The organism is Arthrobacter sp. W4I7 (genome assembly GCF_030816215.1).
In the GTDB taxonomy this organism is placed as follows: Bacteria; Actinomycetota; Actinomycetes; order Actinomycetales; family Micrococcaceae; genus Arthrobacter; species Arthrobacter siccitolerans_A.
In genome coordinates this window covers 3,996,664-4,016,278 of sequence record NZ_JAUSXU010000001.1, presented here as the reverse complement: position 1 = coordinate 4,016,278, position 19,615 = coordinate 3,996,664, and the positions used below count along the sequence as shown (strand labels likewise).

Here is a 19,615-nt window from a genome sequence, read left to right as displayed (position 1 = left end):
TCAACTACCGGCCGGCTTCCCCCGGCCCAGCAGCCAGTCCCGGTGCTCCGCCATCTGCTCCCGCAGCGCCTGGACCACGGCAGCGACCGCCGGGCGCCGCATCGAATCGGGCCGCAGCACCATCCAGTAGGGCAGCAGTTCGGCGATCTCGGCGGGCAAAAGGCGCACCAGGTCCTCGTGCAGATCACCCATGAAGCAGGGCAGGAAACCGATCCCGGCTCCTGCCCGGGTTGCCTCCACATGGACAAAGACGTTGGTGGATGTCAGGCCGTCGCGCATGGCGGGCACCAGGCGCCGGGGCGCGTCGAGATCGTCCACCTGCAGCATCGAGTCCACGAAATAGACCAGCGGGTGTTCATTGAGCCCGGCCACGGTAGCCGGCGTACCGTGCTCTGCCAGATAGGCCCGCGACGCGTACATCCCCAGCATGTAGTCACCCAGCCGCACGGCCTCGGCCCGGTGCACCTGCGGTTCGCCCACCACCACTTCGATGTCCAGCCCGGAGCGCTGCTGCAGCGCCCGCCGGGTCATGGTCACCACCTCCACGCTCAGGCCGGGGTGTTCGCGCCGCAGCCGGGCCACCGCCGGCGCGGCGATGTACGCGCTGAACCCGTCCGTCGCCGTCATGCGCACGACGCCGGTGATCGGATCGGGTGCCTGCCCGGCGGCTCCCAGCGTGCCCACCACAGCCTCCACCTGTTCGGCCACCTGCACGGCCCGGGCGCCAAGGTCGGTCAGCTCCCAGCCTCCGGTGGCTCGAGCCAGGACCCGGCCGCCAAGCGCCTTCTCCAGTGCGGCTATCCGCCGTGAGACGGTGGTGTGGTTGAGACCCAAGGCCTGCGCCGCCGTCGTAAATTTTGCGGACCGCGACACCGCGAGAAGTACCAGCAAGTCATCGGGGTTGGCTTTCATATCTGCAATTCTGCACACACTTCGTGCTTGATTGGTTATTGAAGCTCGATGTCTGTGCAGTAATACTCAGTGAAGCCATTAGTGCTGGAGATCACAGCACGTGTCATCGTGGACACTAAGGAGAGACCCCATGAGCGTTGAACAACGCCCGGCGGATAATACTGCCGGACCTGCATCCAAAGGATCCGGACTAAAAAAGATCGTGGCCGCCTCAATGGTGGGCACGGTGGTGGAGTGGTACGAGTTCTTCCTCTATGCCACCGCCGCCACGCTGGTGTTCGGCAAGTACTTCTTCCCGGCCACCGGGAACGAACTGGACGGCATCATCCAGGCCTTCCTCACCTACGCCGTCGGCTTCGTGGCACGTCCCTTGGGCGGCATCGTCTTTGGCCAGATCGGCGACAAGCTGGGCCGCAAGCCCACGCTGCAGCTCACCATTGTCATCGTGGGTGTGGCCACCTTCCTCATGGGCTGCCTGCCCGGCTTCGCCGACATCGGCTACCTGGCACCGGCCCTGCTGGTGGCACTGCGCTTCATCCAGGGCTTTGCGCTGGGCGGCGAATGGGGCGGAGCCGTCCTGCTGGTTGCCGAGCACAGCCCCAACAAGTCGCGCGGCTTCTGGTCCAGCTGGCCCCAGGCCGCCGTGCCGGTAGGCAACCTGCTCGCCACGCTGGTGCTGTTCATCATGTCCACCACACTGAGCAGCGAGGCATTCCTCGGCTGGGGCTGGCGTGTGGCATTCTGGCTCTCCGCCGTGATCGTCTTCGTCGGCTATTACATCCGCACCCACGTCACCGAAGCCCCGATCTTCCTCGAGGCCAAGGCCCTGGTGGAGAAGGAGCAGGCGGTCAGCTACGGCGTCTTCGAAGTTGTCCGCAAATACCCGAAGGGCATCTTCCAGGCCATGGGCCTGCGGTTCGCGGAAAACATCATGTACTACCTGGTGGTCAGCTTCGCGATTGTCTACCTCAAGACTGTCCACAAGTACGACACCTCCTCGCTCCTGCTGGCGCTGCTGATCGCCCACGTCATCCACTTCCTGGTCATCCCGCAGGTGGGACGCCTCGCCGACAAGTTCGGCCGCAAGCCCGTGTACCTCTTCGGTGCCATCTCCGGTGCGGCCTGGCCGTTCTTTGCCTTCCCGATGTTCGATACCCGCAGCCCGGTGGTCATCGTGGCAGCTGTGACCATCGGACTGTGCCTCCACGCGTTTATGTACGCCGGCCAGCCCGCCATCATGGCAGAACTGTTCCCCACCCGCATGCGCTACTCCGGCGTCTCGCTCGGCTCCCAGGTGACCTCCATTTTCGCCGGTTCACTGGCGCCGCTGCTGGCCACCCAGTGGCTGAAGGACACCGGTTCGTGGGTGCCCACCGCTATCTACCTGGTGGTGGCCTGCGCCATCACCTCGGTGGCCGTGCTGAGCCTGCGGGAGACCAAGGGCATCGCCTTGGAGGACGTGGACAAGGCCGACGCCGCCCGTGAAGGCCTGCTCCCCGCCAGGACCCGCTGAGCTGCTTGAGCAGCCGGACTGTCTGTTGGACGAGCGCAAGGGAACTGCAATGGAAAACACTTTGAACGGCCGCAAGGCACTGGTCACCGGGGGAGCGAGCGGAATCGGCGCCGCGTGCGTCAGGGAGCTGGCGGCGCGGGGAGCGAAGGTGGTGGTGGCCGACGTCGACTCCGCCGGTGCCGCCGCGCTCGCCGACGAGGTGGGTGGCACGTCCTGGGCAGTTGACCTGCTGGACGTGGACTCGCTCGCCACCCTGAGCCTGGACTGTGACATCCTGGTGAACAACGCCGGGATCCAGCGCATCAGCCCCATCGAGGAGTTTGATCCGGTGCAGTTCCGCCGGATCCTCGCCCTGATGCTGGAGGCACCGTTCCTGCTGATCAGGGCCGCGCTGCCGCACATGTACACCAACGGGTTTGGCCGCATCATCAACCTGTCCTCCGTGCACGGGATCCGGGCTTCGCCGTTCAAAAGCGCGTACGTTTCCGCCAAGCACGGCCTGGAAGGGCTGAGCAAGGTGACGGCACTCGAAGGCGGCGACCATGGCGTCACGTCCAACTGCATCAACCCTGGCTACGTCCGGACGGCACTGGTGGAGAAGCAGATCGCGGACCAGGCCCAGGTGCACGGCATCCCCGAATCCGAGGTGCTGGCCAAGGTGATGCTTACCGAGTCCGCCATCAAGCGCCTGGTGGAGCCTGAGGAGGTTGCCTCCCTGGTGGCTTGGCTGGCCTCCGACCATGCCGGCATGGTCACCGGTGCCAGTTACACGATGGACGGCGGCTGGTCGGCCAGGTAACTCAGTCCAGCTGCCGCAGTTGCCGGTGGTCATAGAACACAACTCCGTGGGCGGTTTTTACGCCCACGGAGTTTCTCTGTTGCACCACCACTATTCCCTCGCAACGGCCACTGAACGGATCGTCGCCCACTACTGCGTCCCCGATTTTGTAAGGGGACCTGGGGGTGAGCGTGGCCCTTGCCCGGTTCCACGCTCTCGCTGCTGCAGTGGCAAGGCTGATGGGCTGGCCCATGCTGGCCGGGTCGGGGACAAAAGTCTTCACCATGCGTACCAACTCCTTGCGGGCGGCAGCGAAGCCACCCACTGGCGGTGCAGGTTAACCGGAACGCTCCCAGCAGAGGGCGGCCCTCCCATTCCGGCTGGCACCTTACGCCAAAGCTATGCGCTATTCACACCAGTCACACCAGTAACATGTACTCGCTTTTTCAAGGGGGTCATACCCGCTTGGGCCGGCTGCGCGGAACTCAAGGGATCCATGCCGGTCAGCGCTGTCCGTTAACGATCTCTTCCGCATTCTCGAAGGCCCAGGCGACCAGCGGAACCAGCAGGCCACTCAGTTCGTAGCCGCGCTCCGTGAGGCTGTAATCCACCCGCGGCGGGATGACCGGCTGGGCCTTGCGGCTGACCAGGCCGTCACGTTCAAGCGTCTTGAGGGTCTGGGCCAGCATCTTCTCGCTGACGCCCTCGGCCCGACGCCGCAGTTCACTCCACCGCTGCTCGCCCTCGGACAACGCGAGCAGGATCAGCACGCCCCATTTGCTCGTGATGTGGTCCAGCACGGTACGGCTGGGGCACCCGGCCGGGAAAACGCCGTCGGCCAGGGCCACGGGAAGGGGTGCGGCATGCGCAGGAGCGGCAGTACTTACTTCCATGCCAGTACCTTACCTTAAAGTGCGTACTCTCTTTCGGGAAGTAATCGGAAAGGAGCGTGGTTGTGCTCTTTGACCAACCCCCAACGAGAAGGAAATCATGAGCATCGTCGTTACAGGCGCAACCGGCCAGCTGGGCCGTCACGTAGTCGAGGCACTGCTGGAGCGCAATGTTCCCGGGCAGGAGATCGTGGCCACCGGGCGCTCCATCGAAAAGCTGGCAGACTTCGCGGCGCGCGGCGTCCAGGTTAAGGCCATGGACTACGCGGATCCCGCTTCGGTGGCCGCCGCCCTCCAAGGCGCTGCCAAGGTCCTCCTCATTTCCGGCAGCGAGGTGGGCCAGCGGGTGGAGCAGCACCGTACCGTGATTGAAGCCGCAAAGGCAGAGGGCGTTGAACTGCTCGCCTACACGAGCATCGCCAATGCGGACACCACCGAAATGTTGCTGGCAGCCGAGCACCAGGCCACGGAGACCATCCTGCGGGAATCCGGCGTTCCTTTCGTCCTCCTGCGCAACGGCTGGTACCTGGAGAACTACACGGACCAGCTGCCCGGCACCCTTGCCCAGGGTGCCATCGCAGGAAGTGCGGGGGACGGCCGGGTCAGCGCCGCTTCCCGGGCCGACTACGCCCACGCGGCTGCCGCTGTCCTGGTTGCCGGCGGCCAGGCCGGCATGACCTACGAGCTGGGTGGGGACGAGCCCTTCACCATGGCAGAGCTTGCCGCCGAGATCAGCGTTGCCGCGGGAAAGCAGATTTCGTACCAGGACCTCCCGGCCGCGGAATACGCCGGACTGCTGACCGGCTTTGGAGTTCCCGAGGCGTTCGCTGAGATCCTCGCCGATTCGGACCTCGGCATTGCCCGCGGCGACCTCCTGGTCAGCACGGGGGACCTGCGCAAGCTGATCGGGCGCCCGGCTACTTCCCTTGGTGAGGCTGTTCGGGCCGCCGCTGTTTCTGCCTGACCAGGTTTCCTGACTGACCCAGGTTCCCTGACTGACCCGTTGCCCTGACTGACTGGCTGCCCGGCCTTGCCGGCCGGGCAGCTAGGACTTGGTACCTGTCAGGGCCAGGGTGCCGCCAAGACCGATCATCAGCGCCCCGCCGGTTGCCTTTATGGCAGAAATTCGGCGGGGCGACCTGGCAAACCAGTGGCGGGCGGAACCGGCTGCGATGGCCCAAAGGCTGTCCGAAACCAGTGCAATCAGCAGGAAGGCCATGCCCAGCAGTGCCAGTTGGAACGGAATGGCCCCCGACGGGTAATCCACAAACTGCGGCAGGACGGCCACGAAGAACACCACCGATTTTGGGTTGGTGGCACCGACCACCAGGCCTTCAGCCACCAGGCGCAGCGGCCGCGGGTCCACCGGTGGGCGCTCGTTGGAGAGATGGTCCCGCCGGCGCCGGATGGCTTTGATCCCCAGGTAGACCAGATAGGCGGCGCCCGCCAGTTTCACCGCGCTGAACAGGATCACCGACTGGGCCACCACTATGCCCACGCCCAACGCTACCGCTGCCACCTGCACCAGCTGCCCGGCCGCGTTGCCCAGCACGGTGAGGACGCCGCCCTTCCAGCCCAGCGCCAGGGAGCGCCCGATCACGAACAGGACGCTCGGCCCCGGCACTGCTATCAGGATCACCGCTGCCAGGGCAAACGCGAGCAGGTTGGAGAGTGGCACCATGCCTGATCCTAACCCCAGCTGCTCCTTCAGTCGTTGCTGCGGGCTACGGTGACCGGAACTGGACCGACCACCGGCAGCGGTGATGTTTCGTCCACCAGCTCGGCCCGCCGTCGTCCGTCACCTGTGATCCACAAACGGTACGCAAGGATGAGAATCCCCAGCCACGCGCCGCCCACGTAGAGGGCGATTCGAGTGTCTTCGAAGGCGCCGAGGACGGCGATCACCAGCGCCATGAAGGCGATGGTCAGGACGGAGGCGGCCGGCCACCAGGGCGAAGGGAATTCCGACGCCGGCAGGCCGCGCCGCTTGATTTCGCGCTTCATGGCCACGTGGGAGGCAAGGATCATCACCCATACCCAGACGGTGGCGAATGTCGCGATGGAGGCGATGAGGATAAAGACGTCCTCGGGGATGACGGCGTTCAGGACCACACCCACCAGGAGGATCGCGGCCATCATCACCACGGTCATCCACGGCACCCCATGCCGGGACACCTTGCCGAAGGCGGCCGGGGCGTGGCCTTGGCGGGAGAGTCCGAAGAGGATGCGTCCGGCGCCGAAGATGTCGCTGTTGATGGCCGAGAGCGCGGCTGTGATGACTACCGCGTTCAGGATGTGCGGGGCGGCGGGGATGCCCAGCCCGCTGAAGATCTGCACGAAGGGGCTGCCGTTGCTGCCGATCTCGTCCCAGGGGAAGAGGCTCATGAGCACCCCCAGGGTGAGGACGTAGAACAGCAGGACGCGCACGGGAACAGTGTTGACTGCCTTGGGGATCACCTTTTTCGGGTCGGCGGCCTCGCCGGCGGTAATGCCGAGGGTCTCGATCCCGCCGAAGGCGAACATCACCACCGCGAAGGAAGCCAGCAGCCCTTCGAAGCCGGACGGGAAGAACCCGCCGTGCTCCACGAGGTTGCCCAGGCCAGGAGCGACAGTTGAACCCTCAGCCTGGAAGCCGAAAACGATAATGGCAGCGCCGCCCGCGATCATGGCGACGATGGCGGCGACCTTGATGAGCGAGAACCAGAACTCCAGCTCGCCGAAGACCTTGACGCTCAGCAGGTTCAGTGCGGCCAGGAAGAAGATGATCGCCAGGATCCAGACCCAGCGCTCCACCTGCGGGAACCAGAAACCCATGTAGATACTGAACGCCGTCACGTCCGCGATCGCAACGATGGCCATTTCGAAGACGTAGGTCCAGCCGGTCACGAAGCCGGCCAGCGGGCCGAGATAGCGGCTGGCGTACTGGCCGAAGGAGCCGGAGACCGGATGCCGTACGGCCATCTCGCCGAGTGCGCGCATCACCATGAATACCGCCGCGCCGCCGATGATGTAGGCCAACAGGACGGCCGGGCCGGCCTTTTGGATTGCCGAGGCTGAACCATAGAAGAGGCCCGTGCCGATTGCAGAGCCCAGGGCCATGAACCGGATGTGGCGCACGTTCAGTCCCCGGTTCAGGACGCTTCCGACGGCGGCTGTTGCGGTCTGTTGTGCGGCCGGACTTTCGTTCCTGGTTGGGGTTGGTGCTGGTTGCATAGAAATACCTTCTCGTCTTTGGGAGGGGAGCCGCTAACCAGCAGACCACTTCCGCGGGTGACGTGATGAGCCTCACGGGGGCTTGGTGTCTTTCATCTCAGACTTGACCCTGAATCGCTGCTTGTCCCGTTCGTGTGCGTACACCCCTTGACTCGATGCGTGCTTTTCCTTACGTTGAGGGGCCGCTGTTGAACTGCGCGGAACTGCTTGAGGTTTGTGCCCGGTAACAGCAGTCCGAAGGAGATCGATGATGAAAGCAATCGTGCAGGACGTTTACGGTTCGGCAGATGTGCTCAAGCTGCGGGACATCGCCCGGCCCGGGCCCGGCGACGGCCAGGTGCTGCTCCGGGTGCGGGCGGCCGGCGTCGACCAGGGCGTGTGGCACCTGATGACCGGACTGCCGTACCTGGTCCGGCTCTTTGGTTACGGGCTAAAGAAGCCGAAGGTTCCCGTTAGGGGCCGGGAAGTGGCTGGCGTAGTGGAAGCGGTTGGGACTGGGGTGACCCGCTTTGCCGCGGGGGACGAGGTGTACGGAACCTGCGACGGGTCCTTTGCCGAATACGTTTGTGCCAAGGAGGACAAGCTGGCCCGAAAGCCCGTGGGCCTCTCGTTCGAAGAAGCGGCGGCGGCGCCCATCTCCGGCGTCACCGCTTTGCAGGCTGTACGCGACGCCGGCCAAGTGACCGTTGGCCAGAAGGTGCTGATTTTGGGAGCCGGCGGGGGAGTAGGGTCCTACGCGGTCCAGCTGGCCAAGGTCTTTGGAGCTGAGGTCACTGGTGTGTGCAGCACCGGCAAGGTTGAGCTGGTGCGTTCTCTGGGCGCCGATGCCGTCATCGACTACACCGCTTCTGATATTGCGGGCGCCGGGAAGCTGTACGACCTCATCATCGACACGGCCGGCAACCGGCCGCTGTCCGTCCTCCGCCGCCTGCTGGTACCCAAGGGCACGCTGGTGATCGTCGGTGGCGAAGGGGGTGGCAGGCTGACCGGCGGATTTGAGCGGTCCCTTAGTGCGCCGCTGATGTCCCTGTTCTCCGGCCAAAAGTTCAAGGGCCTTGCCGCGAAGGAAACGCACCTGGATCTCGAAGCCCTTGCGTCGCTGATCGAGTCCGGCAGCGTGAAACCCGCAGTGGATAAGGTCTTCCCGCTTGCTGAAGCGCCGGCCGCCATCCAGTACCTCCGCGCCGGGCAGGCGCGCGGCAAGGTAGTGGTCAGGGTCTGAGCGGGCTCAAGCCTGCCTCGCCGCAGCTTCGATGGCGGCACGGTGGGCGGCCCATTCCTCCGTGCTGTGCCTGGTGAGGTTCGGATTCCCTGGGCGCTGCCCCGAGCTGCCGTCCATAAGTTCGCGCAGAATGTCTGGTAGCCGGGACTCTACCCAACTGCTGGGTGCTCCGGATGGCCGCTTGTGGCCTCTAGCGGGCGGGGGCAGCTGCGCGCATGCTCACTAAAGGGACGCAAAGCCGTCTCCCGGCGGTCAGAGGCCATCGATGAGTGTGTGCAGGGCTGTCAGGTGCCGGCGCAGGGCCGCGCGCCCCTCGTCAGTCAGGCTCAGCCAGGTGCGGGGCCGCTTGCCGACATAGCCCTTCCGGGTGCTGACGTAGCTGGCACCTTCGAGTATTCCGATCTGTTTACTCAACACGGGGTCGCTGACTTCGATGGCATCACGCACTGCGCCGAACTCGGCGTCGTCCACCCGGGCGAGGGCGGCCACGATGCTGAGCCGGACCGGCAGGCTTAGGTATTCGTCCAGCTTGAGCCGGGGGTGGGCCGGCGCACCGTCGGGGCTCACCGGTCGCTCCGCATCAGGCCGGCCGCCAGGAGCGGCAGCGCCGTCACCGCGGCATAGGGGATCCAGAGCCAGGCCGCGCGCGAGTCGGTCAGGTCCAGCAACACCATTCCCATGCCGAAGATCAGGGCGCTGAGGGCGAAGCCGACCGAATACCGTCTGCTCCAGCCCAAGCCGGAGGCACTCCGCCGACGCCCGTACGTGACACAGGTGCCAACCATTCCGGCGACGAAGACTGCCGTGGCCACGATGTTCAGCCAGAGGATGTCCTGCGGATAGACATAGACGACCACCAACAGGTACAACGCCACGAGGGTGGCCATCGTGGCGGCGTAGCGGGCCCCCGCCAGGCCCGCCGACCGTGCGATCCGCGCACCGCCGCCGTCGCCGGCTTCGGCTGCGCGAAGCTGCTCATCCAGACTCGGGTGGGATCCTTGGAAAGGTGCGTTCGTCATGCGGGTCTCCTCTGCTTTTGCAGGCGTTAGTTCGTCCGGCGGACTGTAGCCAGAGTATGGCAACTACTTTCCATAATGCAAGTAGTTCTCGATACTAATTTTCCTACCGGTCGAAAGCGGCGGTTCAGCCGCGCAGGCTCGCCATTGATCGCAGGATGTCCGGGCAGTTGTCTGGTATAGCAGACACGGAGCGCGTATAGATAGGTCCAAGCGGCTCAGCGAGGACGCAAGCTTAAGTACGGGATCCCGGACTGCGCCGGGATGGACCGCAGAAGCGAAGGAGTGTCCGGTGTTAGCTACCGAAGCAGTGCCACAGGCCGGCAATGAACCAAAAGCGGCCGCAAAAGTGGCATCGAAGGTTCCCGCTGCCGAGAACACGCTCCGTATCCTCAAACTGCTGGCCTCCCGGCGGGGTCCGATGGCGGCGTCGCAAATTGCCTCTTCCTTGGGCCTGCCCCGCTCCAGTGTCTACCACCTGCTGGGCGTGATGGAGGCGAACGGTTTTGTGCTCCACCTGCATGAGGAGCAGCGGTACGGGCTCGGAATCAGTGCGTTCGAGTTGAGTTCCGCCTACTCGCGGCAGGAACCGTTGTCCCGGCTCGGCCGGCCGCTGCTCGCGAGCCTTGTCGATGCCCTCGGGGAGAGCGCCCACCTGGCAGTCCTGCATGGACGCGACGTGCTCTACATCGTGGAGGAGCGGGCCAAGAACCGCCCGTCCCTGGTGACCGACGTCGGCGTCCGGCTGCCAAGCCACCTCACCGCCAGCGGCCGGGCGATCCTGGCCGCGCTGCCCAAATCCCAGGTGCGCGCCCTGTATCCGAATGCCGCCGCCTTCACGGCCCGGCATGAGGTGGAAGGAGCCATCATGAAGTACTCCGCGCTGTCCTCCCACCTCGACCAGGTCCGGCAGCGCGGCTACGCGACGGAACACGGCGAGGTCACCCCTGGCTTCGGTTCCATCGCCGCCGCTGTGACGGACCACCTTGGCTGGCCGACGGCGGCCGTCGCCGTCACCTTCCTGGAGGACAAAGTGCCCGTGCAGGAATGGCCATTGCTGGCCGGCCGGGTCCAAAAGGCCGCCGACGAACTGTCCATCCGGCTGCACGGCCGCCCCGCGAAGTAGCCGGCGCGCAAAGTGGCGGGAGCGTCTGGAATTCCGGACAGCACCGGCCTGAAACCCCTGTAAAGCCCCTTCCCCAAGGGCTTTAGTTGTTACAGAACTTCTTCGAAACCTCAGACACCAACGAAAAGGAGCCATCATGGCACCCGCCGATTTCACCACCGGTGCCCGCCCGGTCAAAGCAGCCCGCGGCACCGGGCTCACCGCCAAGTCCTGGCAGACTGAAGCCCCGCTGCGGATGCTGATGAACAACCTGGATCCCGAAGTTGCCGAGCGTCCGGACGACCTGGTGGTTTACGGCGGCACCGGCCGTGCCGTCAGGTCATGGGCTGCGTTCGACGCCATCACCCGCACCCTGGAAACCATGGAAAAGGACGAGACCCTCCTGGTCCAGTCCGGCAAGCCCGTGGGTGTGTTCCGCACCAACGAGTGGGCCCCGCGCGTGCTGCTGGCCAACTCCAACCTGGTGGGCGACTGGGCCAACTGGCCCGAGTTCCGGCGGCTCGAAGCCGAAGGCCTGATGATGTACGGCCAGATGACCGCCGGGTCCTGGATTTACATCGGCACCCAGGGCATCCTGCAGGGCACCTTCGAAACCTTCGCCGCCATCGCCCGGAAGCTGACCGGCGACGAGGACGGCACCCTGGCCGGCACCCTGACCCTGACCGGCGGCTGCGGCGGCATGGGCGGCGCCCAGCCGCTCGCCGTCACCCTGAACGAGGGCGCCTGCCTGATCGTCGACGTCGACGAGACCCGCCTGCGCCGCCGCGCCGGCAAGCGCTACCTGGACGAAGTGGAAACCGACCTCGACGCCGCCATCGCCAAGGTCCTGAAGGCCAAGGAAGAGCGCCGTGGCTGGTCCGTGGGCTACGTGGGCAACGCGGCCGAGGTGTTCCCCGAGATCCTGCGCCGACACAAAGCCGGCGAACTGACCGTGGACATTGTCACCGACCAGACCAGCGCGCACGATCCGCTGTCCTACCTGCCCGAGGGAATTTCGGTGGAGGAATGGCACCGCGAAGCCGAGGCCGATTCCGAAGGCTTCACCAAGAAGGCGCAGGCTTCGATGGCCCGGCATGTCCAGGCCATGGTCGAGTTCCAGGATGCCGGCGCCGAGGTGTTCGACTACGGCAACTCCATTCGCGACGAAGCCCGCAAGGGCGGCTACACCCGGGCCTTCGAATTCCCCGGCTTCGTTCCGGCCTACATCCGGCCCCTGTTCTGCGAGGGCCTCGGCCCGTTCCGCTGGGTTGCCCTGTCCGGTGACCCCGAGGACATCCGCGTCACCGACGAGGCCATCAAAGAACTGTTCCCGGAGAACAAGCACCTGCACCGCTGGATTGACGCCGCGCAGGAACGGGTCGAGTTCGAAGGCCTGCCGGCTCGGATCTGCTGGCTCGGCTACGGTGAACGCGCCAAGGCCGGGCTGCTGTTCAACCAGCTCGTCAAGGAAGGAAAGGTCAAGGCCCCCATCGTCATCGGCCGCGACCACCTGGACTCGGGATCCGTTGCTTCCCCATACCGTGAGACCGAAGCCATGGCCGACGGTTCCGACGCAATCGCCGACTGGCCCATGCTCAATGCCCTGCTCAACACCGCCTCCGGCGCGACCTGGGTATCTCTGCACCACGGCGGCGGCGTCGGGATCGGCCGGTCCATCCACGCCGGCCAGGTCTCCGTCGCCGACGGCACAGACCTCGCCGCGCAGAAGCTCGAACGCCTGCTCACCAATGACCCCGGCATGGGCGTCATCCGGCACGCCGACGCCGGCTACGAGCGCGCCCTCGAGGTCGCCAAAGAACGCGGCGTCCGCATCCCCATCCCCACACGCCCCCTAACCTCGCAAGCTCGGCCAGGGAACCCTGCGCGCGTGGCCCCAGAAAGCGAGTAACAATGACAACCATTACCCACGAACCGCTGACCGTCACCCTCGGCTCCAGCGGCGTGACGCCCGAGGATGTCGTCGCCGTCGCCCGCCACAACGCCAAGGTGGCACTCTCGGACGAAGCGCTCGAAACGGTGGCCAAGGTCCGTGCGCACATTGACGACCTCGCCTCCAGCGACGTGCCGGCCTACGGTATCTCCACCGGCTTCGGCGCCCTGGCCAACCGCCACATCCCCAATGAACTTCGCACCCAGCTCCAGAAGAGCCTGATCCGAAGCCACGCCGCCGGGATGGGCCCGGCGGTGGAACGCGAAGTGGTGCGATGCATCATGTTCCTGCGCGCCAAGACCCTCGCCTCCGGCCGCACCGGCGTCCGCCCCGTGGTCCTGCAGACCATGGTGGACGTCCTCAACGCCGGCATCACGCCCGTGGTCCGCGAGTTCGGTTCCCTGGGCTGCTCCGGGGACCTCGCGCCGCTGTCCCACTGTGCACTCGTCCTGATGGGTGAAGGCCAGGCGGAAGGCCCCGACGGCGAATTGGTTGGCGCCCCCGGCCAGCGCACCGTCGCCGAACTCCTCGCCGAACACGGCATCGAGCCCGTCACGCTCGCCGAAAAGGAGGGCCTGGCACTGGTCAACGGGACCGAGGGAATGCTGGGCATGCTCCTCATGGCCATCGCCGACCTTCGCCAGCTGCTCACGACGGCGGACATCACCGCCGCGCTCAGCGTCGAGGCCCTGTTGGGCACCGACCAGGTGTTCCTGCCCGGGCTGCACGCCGCGCTGCGTCCCCACCCGGGGCAGGCGGCAAGTGCCGACAACATGCTGCGCGTGCTGTCTGATTCGCCGATTGTGGCGTCGCACAAAGTGGGGGACTCGCGGGTGCAGGACGCCTACTCGCTCCGTTGTGCCCCGCAGGTGGCCGGTGCGGTCCGCGATACCGTGGATCACGCTGCCTTGGTAGCGTCCCGCGAGCTGGCCGCGGCCATCGACAACCCGGTGGTCCTGCCGGACGGGAGGGTGAGCTCGAACGGCAACTTCCATGGTGCCCCGGTGGCGTACGTCCTGGATTTCCTGGCCATCGCCGTCGCGGACCTCAGCTCGATCGCCGAGCGGCGGACGGACCGGATGCTGGACCCGGCCCGCTCCCATGGCCTTCCCGCGTTCCTCGCGGCTGACCCGGGAGTGGATTCCGGCCTGATGATCGCCCAGTACACGCAGGCAGGGCTGGTGTCCGACAACAAACGGCTGGCGGTTCCCGCGTCCGTTGACTCCATCCCCAGTTCGGCTATGCAGGAAGACCACGTCTCCATGGGCTGGCACGCGGCACGCAAGCTGCGCAAGGCTGTGGAGAACCTGCGCCGCGTACTGGCCGTCGAGCTGGTGACCTCTGCCCGGGCCTTGGACATCCGCACGCAGCTCTCCGGCGGAGTGCTGACACCGGGTCCGGCAGGGACGGCCGTCGTCGCTGCCCTCCGCGCCGTGGTGGACGGGCCGGGGACGGACCGGTTCCTCTCGCCGGAACTGGAAGCGGCGGACCAGTTCGTCGCGGCAGGTGGAGTGCGCCGCGCCGCCGAATCGGCCGTCGGTGCACTGGCCTAAAGAAGAAGAATCTTCGGAAAGAAAGCGCTAACCGTCCGCCTGGTGAAATTTCCGCCGACACGGTCATCAGGCGGGCGGGGAGTGTAGTAGAACTGAAGGTGTAGTAAAAGTCACATCAAAGAAGCTGTGGCGGAAGAACATATACAAAGGGGTAGAAGTTCACATGAAAGCACGTGGGGCAGTCTTATCGAGGCGCAATGCCCATTCCGCCGCTGTTTCTGACTGGAGGATTCTCCGGGCCGGGGAACGCGTGGAGATCATCAAGCAGGCGCACGTTGTAGCCACCGGGGAGGTGGAGGAAGTGTCCCAGAGCGGCAACGTTCTGTGGCTTGTGCCGGCTGGTCCGACTGAGAAACAGCTCTTTTTGAAGTCCGACGGCGTGCAGGTGCGACGCGGCTGACAGTTTTTGGCACGGCAAACAAAAGTCCCCGTCCTGCGATGCAGGGCGGGGAACTTTTGTTGATGCGTGGAGAGGCGACCATCGCAAACTGTCAGGCGGCGATGGCCTCGTAGGTCTCGCCGAACGGCACTGATTCATCCAGGGCTACCGTGTAGCGTCCCGGACGGAGCCGGGTGACGAGGATGCCGCATGAGGCGTCCTTGGCGGCGGTCTCGATGAGCCCGGCGACTGCCTCTTCCAGACCGGCGTGCACTTCGCCTGCAGTGGAAAACTCCAGGTCGATGGTCCGGTCCGGCAGCTCTTCCGCAGAGTCGGAGGAGGCCGGAAGGCGTTCCATAGTGGCTGTAGGCATGTACTGAACTTTCTGTGTTTCGTCCCCCAGGGCCAACCCAGTCTACCGGTAGGTCCTCTAAATGTCAGATGACTGTCCTATGTAGCCCGCCTTAGCGGTCCGTCAACGGCCCGAAACCGTGGCTGCAGCCGGCAGTCACAATCGGCGCACTGGCGAACGCCCGCCCGCCTCCGACACCATAGTGCTAAGCCATCGTTAACCGGACTTCAGAGAGAAGGAATCCTGTATGAAGATCATGCGCCTCGGGGATATCGGCAAGGAACAGCCCGCCGTTCTGGCTTCATCCGCTAACGGAAACGAAGAGTACTTCAGCCTGCTGCCCCTGACAGGGGACGTTGACGGCGCTTTCCTCGCCGGCCGAGGGCTTGCGAAGGTGCGGGCCGCCCTCGACGCCGGCGCCCTGCCTGTCCTCGAGGGAGCAGCCGGCCTGCGCATCGGTGCTCCGGTGGCCCGGCCCGGAGCCGTGGTGGGGATTGGCATGAACTACGCCGCGCACGCGGCCGAGTCAGGCTCCGCGCCGCCGGAGATTCCTGTGGTGTTCCTCAAACCGTCGAACACCGTGACGGGGCCTTATGACCTCGCTCCCGTTCCGCCGCACTCCATGAAATACGACTGGGAGGTGGAACTGGGCGTTGTGATCGGTACAGAGGCAACGTACCTTCAGTCCGTTGAAGAGGCCAAGGACTGCATCGCCGGCTACGTCACCGCCAACGACTTCTCCGAGCGTGAATACCAGATTCCCGGCGCGGCCGGCCAATGGACCAAGGGCAAGTCCCTGCCCGGCTCGAGCCCCCTGGGCCCGTGGCTTGTTCCGGCAGAGGAGATCGACGGCGGCAACCTGGCCCTGCGCAGCTGGGTGAACGGCGAGCCGCGGCAGGACTCGTCCACCTCCGGGCTCATCTTCGACGCCGCCACCCTGGTGCACCACTGCAGCCAGTACATGCGCCTGGAGCCCGGTGATGTCATCATCACCGGGACTCCAGAGGGTGTTGCGCTCAGCGGCCGCTTCCCGTACCTGCAGCCGGGAGACGTCGTCGAGGTTGAAGTTGAAGGCCTGGGGCGCCAGCGCCAGGAACTGTACCGCGCATCAGGAGCAGCGCGTGCCGAGCAGGCGCCGCAGGCACAGCTTCAGTCCAGCTAACCGGCCTTCACTGCCAGGACCGGGCAGTCCGCCTCAAGCAGGATCCGCTGGGACACGCTGCCCATGATGAGCTTGCCCACGGGAGTCCGGCGCCGCAGCCCGATCACAATCAGTTCAGCGTTGTTCTCCTCCGCGGCATCCAGGACCTCGGCGGCGGCATCGTGGCCACGGACGGGCTGCTTGATGACGTGGTCGATGCCCTGCGTGGCCAGCCGGTCCTCGATGCTCTGGATGTCCGGCTCCTGGGCATAGCGGTTGTCCACCAGCGCGTCGCCTTTGGACGAGTTGATGACCAACAGCGTGGAGTTGCTCTTCCTGGCTTCGGCAATGGCCTGCGTCAGGGCTGCTTCACCCTCGGGAGTCGGGACGTATCCCACCACGATGGTCATGGTTGTTCTCTTTTCTGTAGGTCTATTGCTTGGGATCGGTGCCAAGGGGTCTGTCCAGGAGGCGGTGTCCGGGACTGGTCAGCCAACATCCGTCGGTTCGGGAGCACCGGAATTTGCGGGAATCAGCGGGCTGCGCGCCGGGCGGTTCCGCCGGACCAGCTTGAAAAGCAGCGGCCACAGCAGGATGAGTCCCACGATGATGTAAATAACGACGGCGATCGGCTCGCTGAGCAGCCCTGCCGGGTCGCCGGCACTGAGCTGCAGCGTCTTCCGGAGCTGGCCTTCGATGCGCGGGCCGAGGATGACACCGAGGATCAGCGGCAGCACGGGCAGCCCGAACCGGCGCATCATGAACCCGAGTGCGCCGAGGACCAGCAGGATCACCAGGTCAAACGCCTGCAGGTTCACCGAGTAGGCGCCCAGCGTGGCGAAGAACAGGATGCCTGCGTACAGGTACGGGCGGGGGAGCTGAAGGAGCTTGGCCCACAGGGGTGCCAGCGGCAGGTTGATGATCAGGAGCAGGAAGTTGCCGATGAAGAGGCTGGCGATCAGTGCCCAGACCAGCGGTCCCTGGCTGGAGAAGAGCTGCGGACCGGGCTGGATGCCGTAGGAGGTGAAAGCCGCCAGCATCACCGCGGCGGTGGCGTTGGTGGGCAGGCCGAGGGCCAGCATCGGGGTCAGCGTGCCGGCGGCTGCGGCGTTGTTGGCTGCTTCCGGACCGGCGACACCCTCAATCGCGCCCTTGCCGAATTCTTCCGGGTGCTTGCTGAGGCGCTTTTCTGTGACGTAGGACAGGAACGTGGGAATCTCCGCGCCACCTGCCGGCAGGGCGCCGAAGGGGAACCCGAACAACGTTCCGCGGAGCCACGGTTTCCATGAGCGTGCCCAGTCCTTCTTGCCCATCCAGGGCTGGCCCACGGGAATGGCGTGCAGGGGAGTGCGGCGCAGGTGCGCGGCAACCCAGAGGGCTTCGCCGACGGCGAAGATGGCAACGGCCACCACTACGATGTCCAGGCCGTCCGCCAGGAGCGGCTGGCCGAAGGTCAGGCGGCGCTGGCCGGTGACGGAGTCGATGCCCACCAGGCCGATGGCGAGGCCGAGCGCCAGCGAGGCGAACCCGCGGAGCCGGGACGAACCCAGGACGGCGGTGACGGCCAGCAGGGCCAGGACCATGATGGCGAAGTAGCTGGGGGCGCCCAGGCTGACGGCGAACTGGACCACGATCGGTGCGCAGACTGCCAGCAGGGCGGTGCCGATGGTGCCGGCAACGAACGAGCCGATGGCCGCCGTCGCAAGCGCCTGTGCCGCCCGGCCGGCCTTGGCCATTTTGTTGCCCTCGATCGCCGTCACCACCGACGACGATTCGCCCGGTGTATTCAGCAGGATGGAGGTGGTGGAGCCGCCGTACATGCCGCCGTAGTAGATTCCGGCGAACATGATGAAAGCGCTGGTGGGTTCGAGGGCATAGGTGACCGGCAGCAGCAGGGCTACCGTCATGGCCGGGCCCAGGCCCGGAAGGACGCCGACGGCGGTGCCCAGGAGTACACCGATCACGGCGTAGAGGAAATTCATGGGGGTGAGGGCGGTGGCGAACCCGTCCATCAGTGAGGACCAGACGTCCATCAGAGGATTCCTTCCAGGAGTCCGGCGGGCAGTGCAATGCCGAGGCCAAGGTAGAAGCCGTAGAAGGTCAGCAGGGACATAGCCACGGAGATCAGCCCGTCACGGATGTAGTGCCTGCTCCCAAGGGCAAGGACGCAGCCCCAGAACAGGACGGTGCCGGAAATAACCCAGCCCGCCCAGTCGATGAGCAGGATATTGAGGATAAACGCGCCGGCAAGGGGCAGGACGGTCTTCCAGTCTGCCGGATGGGTGAGGTCCACGTCTTCGCCGCCTTCAGCCTCGCCCTGGCCGCCGCGCATGACGTTGATGGCCAACAGGACGGCGGTTACCAGCAGCAGGCCGGCAACGACGTAGGGAACCGTTTTAGGCCCGACCGGATCGGATTGGGAGTACGGGGTTACCAGGCGGTTGGCGTCCACGAAGACCAGGACGCCGGCCGCGCCGAGCAGGAGGGCAACCCCCAGCTCGGCGCGGCCTTTAAGGCCTGAGGTCAGGGAGCTCACGCCAACCCAAGCTTGGTGAGCACGTCCGCCACCCGCTTGTCCTGGTCGGCGAGGAAGGACTTGAACTCGTCGCCGGTGATGAAGGCGTCAGTCCAGCCGCGCGTCTTCAGTGTTTCCTTCCAGCCCTCGGTTCCGTGCATCTTCTCAAGGGCGGCGATCAGGGATGCCTTGTCCGCGTCGCTGATGCCGGGAGGGGCCACCATGCCGCGCCAGTTGGTGAATACCAGATCAATGTTGGATTCCTTCAGCGTGGGGGCGTCCACGCCCTCAAGGCGCTTGTCACCGCTGGTCGCCAGGACCCGCACTTCGCCGGACTTGATCTGCTGCAGGAACTCGCCTGCGCCGGAGGCGGCAAAGCCGAGCTTGTTGCCGAGGATTGCGGGGAGCAGGTCGCCGCCGCCGTCGTAGGCGACGTAGTTGACCTTCGTCGCGTCAATTCCTACTGCGCCCGCCAGCTGCATTGGGAGCAGGTGGTCAGGGCCGCCGGGGGAGGAGCCGCCGCCCACGGAGATGGAACCGGGGCTGGCCTTCCAGGCCGTCACCAGGTCATCGATGGTCTTGTAAGGGGAGTCCTTGCCGACCATGATGGCGCCGGGTTCCTCGATGAGCCGGGCCAGCGGAGTGGTTTCGGTGAGCTTCGACTCGGACTTGTTGGTGTAGCTCGCTCCCACCACGCCGAGGCCCATCAGCATGGCGAGGTCCCCGTTGCCCTTTTCATTGACCACGCGGGCCAGGCCAACGGTGCCGCCGGCGCCGGCGAGATTGAAGACCTCGGTGTTGCTGGAGATCTTCTCGTCATCGAGGACCTTCGCTGCTGCGCGGGCGGTAGTGTCATAGCCGCCGCCCGGGGTGTTGGGGACCATGATCTGCAGCCCGGTGATGGGTCCGGCGGCAGCGCCGGAGCTTTCCGAACCGGTGGAGCTCTTTCCGGTGGCACCGCAGCCGGTGGCCATCAGGGCGATGCCGGCAGCGACGGCGGCAATACGCAATGCGCGGATCTGGCGCATGGTGTTCCTTCTCTCATGAAAAATGATCAGCAAGACTGACTTGGTGA

At 65.6% G+C, this 19,615-nt stretch carries 21 protein-coding genes; 9 read left to right on the top strand and 12 right to left on the bottom strand.

Translation table 11 applies throughout. The features are described from left to right. Complete coding sequence (locus QF047_RS18185; RefSeq protein WP_306637813.1) at positions 1-912, bottom strand: LysR family transcriptional regulator; 912 nt, start codon at positions 910-912, stop codon at positions 1-3. A 130-nt stretch (positions 913-1,042) separates the two neighbouring features. Between QF047_RS18185 and QF047_RS18180 the strand changes: the two genes are divergently transcribed. Both QF047_RS18180 and QF047_RS18175 read left to right on the top strand, forming a co-directional pair. Beyond that, positions 1,043-2,425: an MFS transporter gene (locus QF047_RS18180; RefSeq protein ID WP_306637814.1), complete on the top strand. Its 1,383-nt coding sequence runs from the start codon at positions 1,043-1,045 to the stop codon at positions 2,423-2,425. Positions 2,426-2,474: 49 nt separating this feature from the next. Then, positions 2,475-3,224: a 3-hydroxybutyrate dehydrogenase gene (locus tag QF047_RS18175; protein WP_306637815.1), complete on the top strand. Its 750-nt coding sequence runs from the start codon at positions 2,475-2,477 to the stop codon at positions 3,222-3,224. Position 3,225: 1 nt separating this feature from the next. Here the strand turns inward: QF047_RS18175 and QF047_RS18170 are convergent, their stop codons facing one another. Next, the gene (locus tag QF047_RS18170; RefSeq protein ID WP_307279913.1) at positions 3,226-3,489 is read right to left on the bottom strand and encodes a hypothetical protein; all 264 of its coding nucleotides are present in this window, start codon (positions 3,487-3,489) and stop codon (positions 3,226-3,228) included. A gap of 217 nt (positions 3,490-3,706) precedes the next feature. After that, positions 3,707-4,096 carry a helix-turn-helix domain-containing protein gene (locus QF047_RS18165; protein ID WP_306637817.1) on the bottom strand — a complete coding sequence of 130 codons (390 nt, stop codon included), beginning with the start codon at positions 4,094-4,096 and terminating at the stop codon, positions 3,707-3,709. Between the two features lie 97 nt (positions 4,097-4,193). Here QF047_RS18165 and QF047_RS18160 point away from each other — a divergent pair, with 97 nt between their 5' ends. Beyond that, on the top strand, positions 4,194-5,057 hold the full coding sequence (locus QF047_RS18160) for an SDR family oxidoreductase (protein ID WP_307279910.1): 864 nt from the start codon (positions 4,194-4,196) through the stop codon (positions 5,055-5,057). 81 nt (positions 5,058-5,138) lie between these two features. Here QF047_RS18160 and QF047_RS18155 read toward each other — a convergent pair whose 3' ends face one another. Further along, positions 5,139-5,774: a LysE family translocator gene (locus QF047_RS18155; RefSeq protein WP_307279907.1), complete on the bottom strand. Its 636-nt coding sequence runs from the start codon at positions 5,772-5,774 to the stop codon at positions 5,139-5,141. Between the two features lie 26 nt (positions 5,775-5,800). Beyond that, positions 5,801-7,306, bottom strand: a complete 1,506-nt coding sequence (locus QF047_RS18150) for an amino acid permease (RefSeq protein WP_307279905.1) — start codon at positions 7,304-7,306, stop codon at positions 5,801-5,803. 247 nt (positions 7,307-7,553) lie between these two features. Between QF047_RS18150 and QF047_RS18145 the strand changes: the two genes are divergently transcribed. Continuing rightward, positions 7,554-8,528, top strand: coding sequence for an NAD(P)-dependent alcohol dehydrogenase (locus QF047_RS18145; protein ID WP_307279902.1), 975 nt, complete (start codon positions 7,554-7,556; stop codon positions 8,526-8,528). A gap of 252 nt (positions 8,529-8,780) precedes the next feature. On the opposite strand, the gene QF047_RS18140 is transcribed toward QF047_RS18145, so the two are convergent. Both QF047_RS18140 and QF047_RS18135 read right to left on the bottom strand, forming a co-directional pair. After that, a complete protein-coding gene (locus QF047_RS18140; protein ID WP_306637822.1) occupies positions 8,781-9,095 on the bottom strand; it encodes a transcriptional regulator in 315 nt (104 codons plus the stop codon). Beyond that, the gene (locus QF047_RS18135; protein WP_307279897.1) at positions 9,092-9,547 is read right to left on the bottom strand and encodes a hypothetical protein; all 456 of its coding nucleotides are present in this window, start codon (positions 9,545-9,547) and stop codon (positions 9,092-9,094) included. The genes QF047_RS18140 and QF047_RS18135 overlap by 4 nt, the downstream gene beginning before the upstream one ends. 289 nt (positions 9,548-9,836) lie before the next feature. Between QF047_RS18135 and QF047_RS18130 the strand changes: the two genes are divergently transcribed. The 4 genes from QF047_RS18130 (at position 9,837) to QF047_RS18115 (ending at position 14,553) form a co-directional block, all read left to right on the top strand. Continuing rightward, positions 9,837-10,670 carry an IclR family transcriptional regulator gene (locus tag QF047_RS18130; protein ID WP_373427048.1) on the top strand — a complete coding sequence of 278 codons (834 nt, stop codon included), beginning with the start codon at positions 9,837-9,839 and terminating at the stop codon, positions 10,668-10,670. Between the two features lie 136 nt (positions 10,671-10,806). Beyond that, positions 10,807-12,558: a urocanate hydratase gene (locus QF047_RS18125; protein WP_307279894.1), complete on the top strand. Its 1,752-nt coding sequence runs from the start codon at positions 10,807-10,809 to the stop codon at positions 12,556-12,558. Between the two features lie 2 nt (positions 12,559-12,560). Continuing rightward, positions 12,561-14,153, top strand: a complete 1,593-nt coding sequence (gene hutH / locus QF047_RS18120) for a histidine ammonia-lyase (RefSeq protein ID WP_307279892.1) — start codon at positions 12,561-12,563, stop codon at positions 14,151-14,153. Between the two features lie 163 nt (positions 14,154-14,316). Then, positions 14,317-14,553, top strand: a complete 237-nt coding sequence (locus QF047_RS18115; protein ID WP_306637826.1) for a hypothetical protein — start codon at positions 14,317-14,319, stop codon at positions 14,551-14,553. Positions 14,554-14,644: 91 nt separating this feature from the next. Here QF047_RS18115 and QF047_RS18110 read toward each other — a convergent pair whose 3' ends face one another. Continuing rightward, positions 14,645-14,905, bottom strand: a complete 261-nt coding sequence (locus tag QF047_RS18110; protein WP_307279889.1) for a hypothetical protein — start codon at positions 14,903-14,905, stop codon at positions 14,645-14,647. 226 nt (positions 14,906-15,131) lie between these two features. Here QF047_RS18110 and QF047_RS18105 point away from each other — a divergent pair, with 226 nt between their 5' ends. Continuing rightward, positions 15,132-16,046, top strand: a complete 915-nt coding sequence (locus QF047_RS18105) for a fumarylacetoacetate hydrolase family protein (protein WP_307279886.1) — start codon at positions 15,132-15,134, stop codon at positions 16,044-16,046. Here QF047_RS18105 and QF047_RS18100 read toward each other — a convergent pair. From QF047_RS18100 to QF047_RS18085, 4 genes are all read right to left on the bottom strand, one after another. Beyond that, entirely contained in the window at positions 16,043-16,435 is a 393-nt protein-coding gene (locus QF047_RS18100) for a universal stress protein (protein WP_306637829.1), read from the bottom strand. The two genes, QF047_RS18105 and QF047_RS18100, sit on opposite strands and share 4 nt — an antisense overlap. A 78-nt stretch (positions 16,436-16,513) precedes the next feature. Next, positions 16,514-18,058 (bottom strand): tripartite tricarboxylate transporter permease, encoded by a 1,545-nt coding sequence (locus tag QF047_RS18095; protein ID WP_306637830.1) that lies wholly within the window; start codon positions 18,056-18,058, stop codon positions 16,514-16,516. Then, on the bottom strand, positions 18,058-18,561 hold the full coding sequence (locus tag QF047_RS18090) for a tripartite tricarboxylate transporter TctB family protein (protein ID WP_306637831.1): 504 nt from the start codon (positions 18,559-18,561) through the stop codon (positions 18,058-18,060). The genes QF047_RS18095 and QF047_RS18090 overlap by 1 nt, the downstream gene beginning before the upstream one ends. After that, on the bottom strand, positions 18,558-19,568 hold the full coding sequence (locus QF047_RS18085; RefSeq protein ID WP_307279882.1) for a tripartite tricarboxylate transporter substrate binding protein: 1,011 nt from the start codon (positions 19,566-19,568) through the stop codon (positions 18,558-18,560). The genes QF047_RS18090 and QF047_RS18085 overlap by 4 nt, the downstream gene beginning before the upstream one ends. Positions 19,569-19,615 lie beyond the last annotated feature (47 nt).

What these genes read in the sequence shown, in the direction of transcription:
- QF047_RS18105 (WP_307279886.1), top strand. Translation starts at nt 15,132, where the DNA reads ATGAAGATCATGCGCCTCGGGGATATCGGCAAGGAACAGCCCGCCGTT.
- QF047_RS18185 (WP_306637813.1), bottom strand. Translation starts at nt 912, where the DNA reads ATGAAAGCCAACCCCGATGACTTGCTGGTACTTCTCGCGGTGTCGCGG.
- QF047_RS18085 (WP_307279882.1), bottom strand. Translation starts at nt 19,568, where the DNA reads ATGCGCCAGATCCGCGCATTGCGTATTGCCGCCGTCGCTGCCGGCATC.
- QF047_RS18100 (WP_306637829.1), bottom strand. Translation starts at nt 16,435, where the DNA reads ATGACCATCGTGGTGGGATACGTCCCGACTCCCGAGGGTGAAGCAGCC.
- QF047_RS18095 (WP_306637830.1), bottom strand. Translation starts at nt 18,058, where the DNA reads ATGGACGTCTGGTCCTCACTGATGGACGGGTTCGCCACCGCCCTCACC.
- QF047_RS18170 (WP_307279913.1), bottom strand. Translation starts at nt 3,489, where the DNA reads ATGGTGAAGACTTTTGTCCCCGACCCGGCCAGCATGGGCCAGCCCATC.
- QF047_RS18175 (WP_306637815.1), top strand. Translation starts at nt 2,475, where the DNA reads ATGGAAAACACTTTGAACGGCCGCAAGGCACTGGTCACCGGGGGAGCG.
- QF047_RS18115 (WP_306637826.1), top strand. Translation starts at nt 14,317, where the DNA reads ATGAAAGCACGTGGGGCAGTCTTATCGAGGCGCAATGCCCATTCCGCC.
- QF047_RS18160 (WP_307279910.1), top strand. Translation starts at nt 4,194, where the DNA reads ATGAGCATCGTCGTTACAGGCGCAACCGGCCAGCTGGGCCGTCACGTA.
- QF047_RS18135 (WP_307279897.1), bottom strand. Translation starts at nt 9,547, where the DNA reads ATGACGAACGCACCTTTCCAAGGATCCCACCCGAGTCTGGATGAGCAG.
- QF047_RS18155 (WP_307279907.1), bottom strand. Translation starts at nt 5,774, where the DNA reads ATGGTGCCACTCTCCAACCTGCTCGCGTTTGCCCTGGCAGCGGTGATC.
- QF047_RS18125 (WP_307279894.1), top strand. Translation starts at nt 10,807, where the DNA reads ATGGCACCCGCCGATTTCACCACCGGTGCCCGCCCGGTCAAAGCAGCC.
- hutH (WP_307279892.1), top strand. Translation starts at nt 12,561, where the DNA reads ATGACAACCATTACCCACGAACCGCTGACCGTCACCCTCGGCTCCAGC.
- QF047_RS18165 (WP_306637817.1), bottom strand. Translation starts at nt 4,096, where the DNA reads ATGGAAGTAAGTACTGCCGCTCCTGCGCATGCCGCACCCCTTCCCGTG.
- QF047_RS18110 (WP_307279889.1), bottom strand. Translation starts at nt 14,905, where the DNA reads ATGCCTACAGCCACTATGGAACGCCTTCCGGCCTCCTCCGACTCTGCG.
- QF047_RS18145 (WP_307279902.1), top strand. Translation starts at nt 7,554, where the DNA reads ATGATGAAAGCAATCGTGCAGGACGTTTACGGTTCGGCAGATGTGCTC.
- QF047_RS18150 (WP_307279905.1), bottom strand. Translation starts at nt 7,306, where the DNA reads ATGCAACCAGCACCAACCCCAACCAGGAACGAAAGTCCGGCCGCACAA.
- QF047_RS18180 (WP_306637814.1), top strand. Translation starts at nt 1,043, where the DNA reads ATGAGCGTTGAACAACGCCCGGCGGATAATACTGCCGGACCTGCATCC.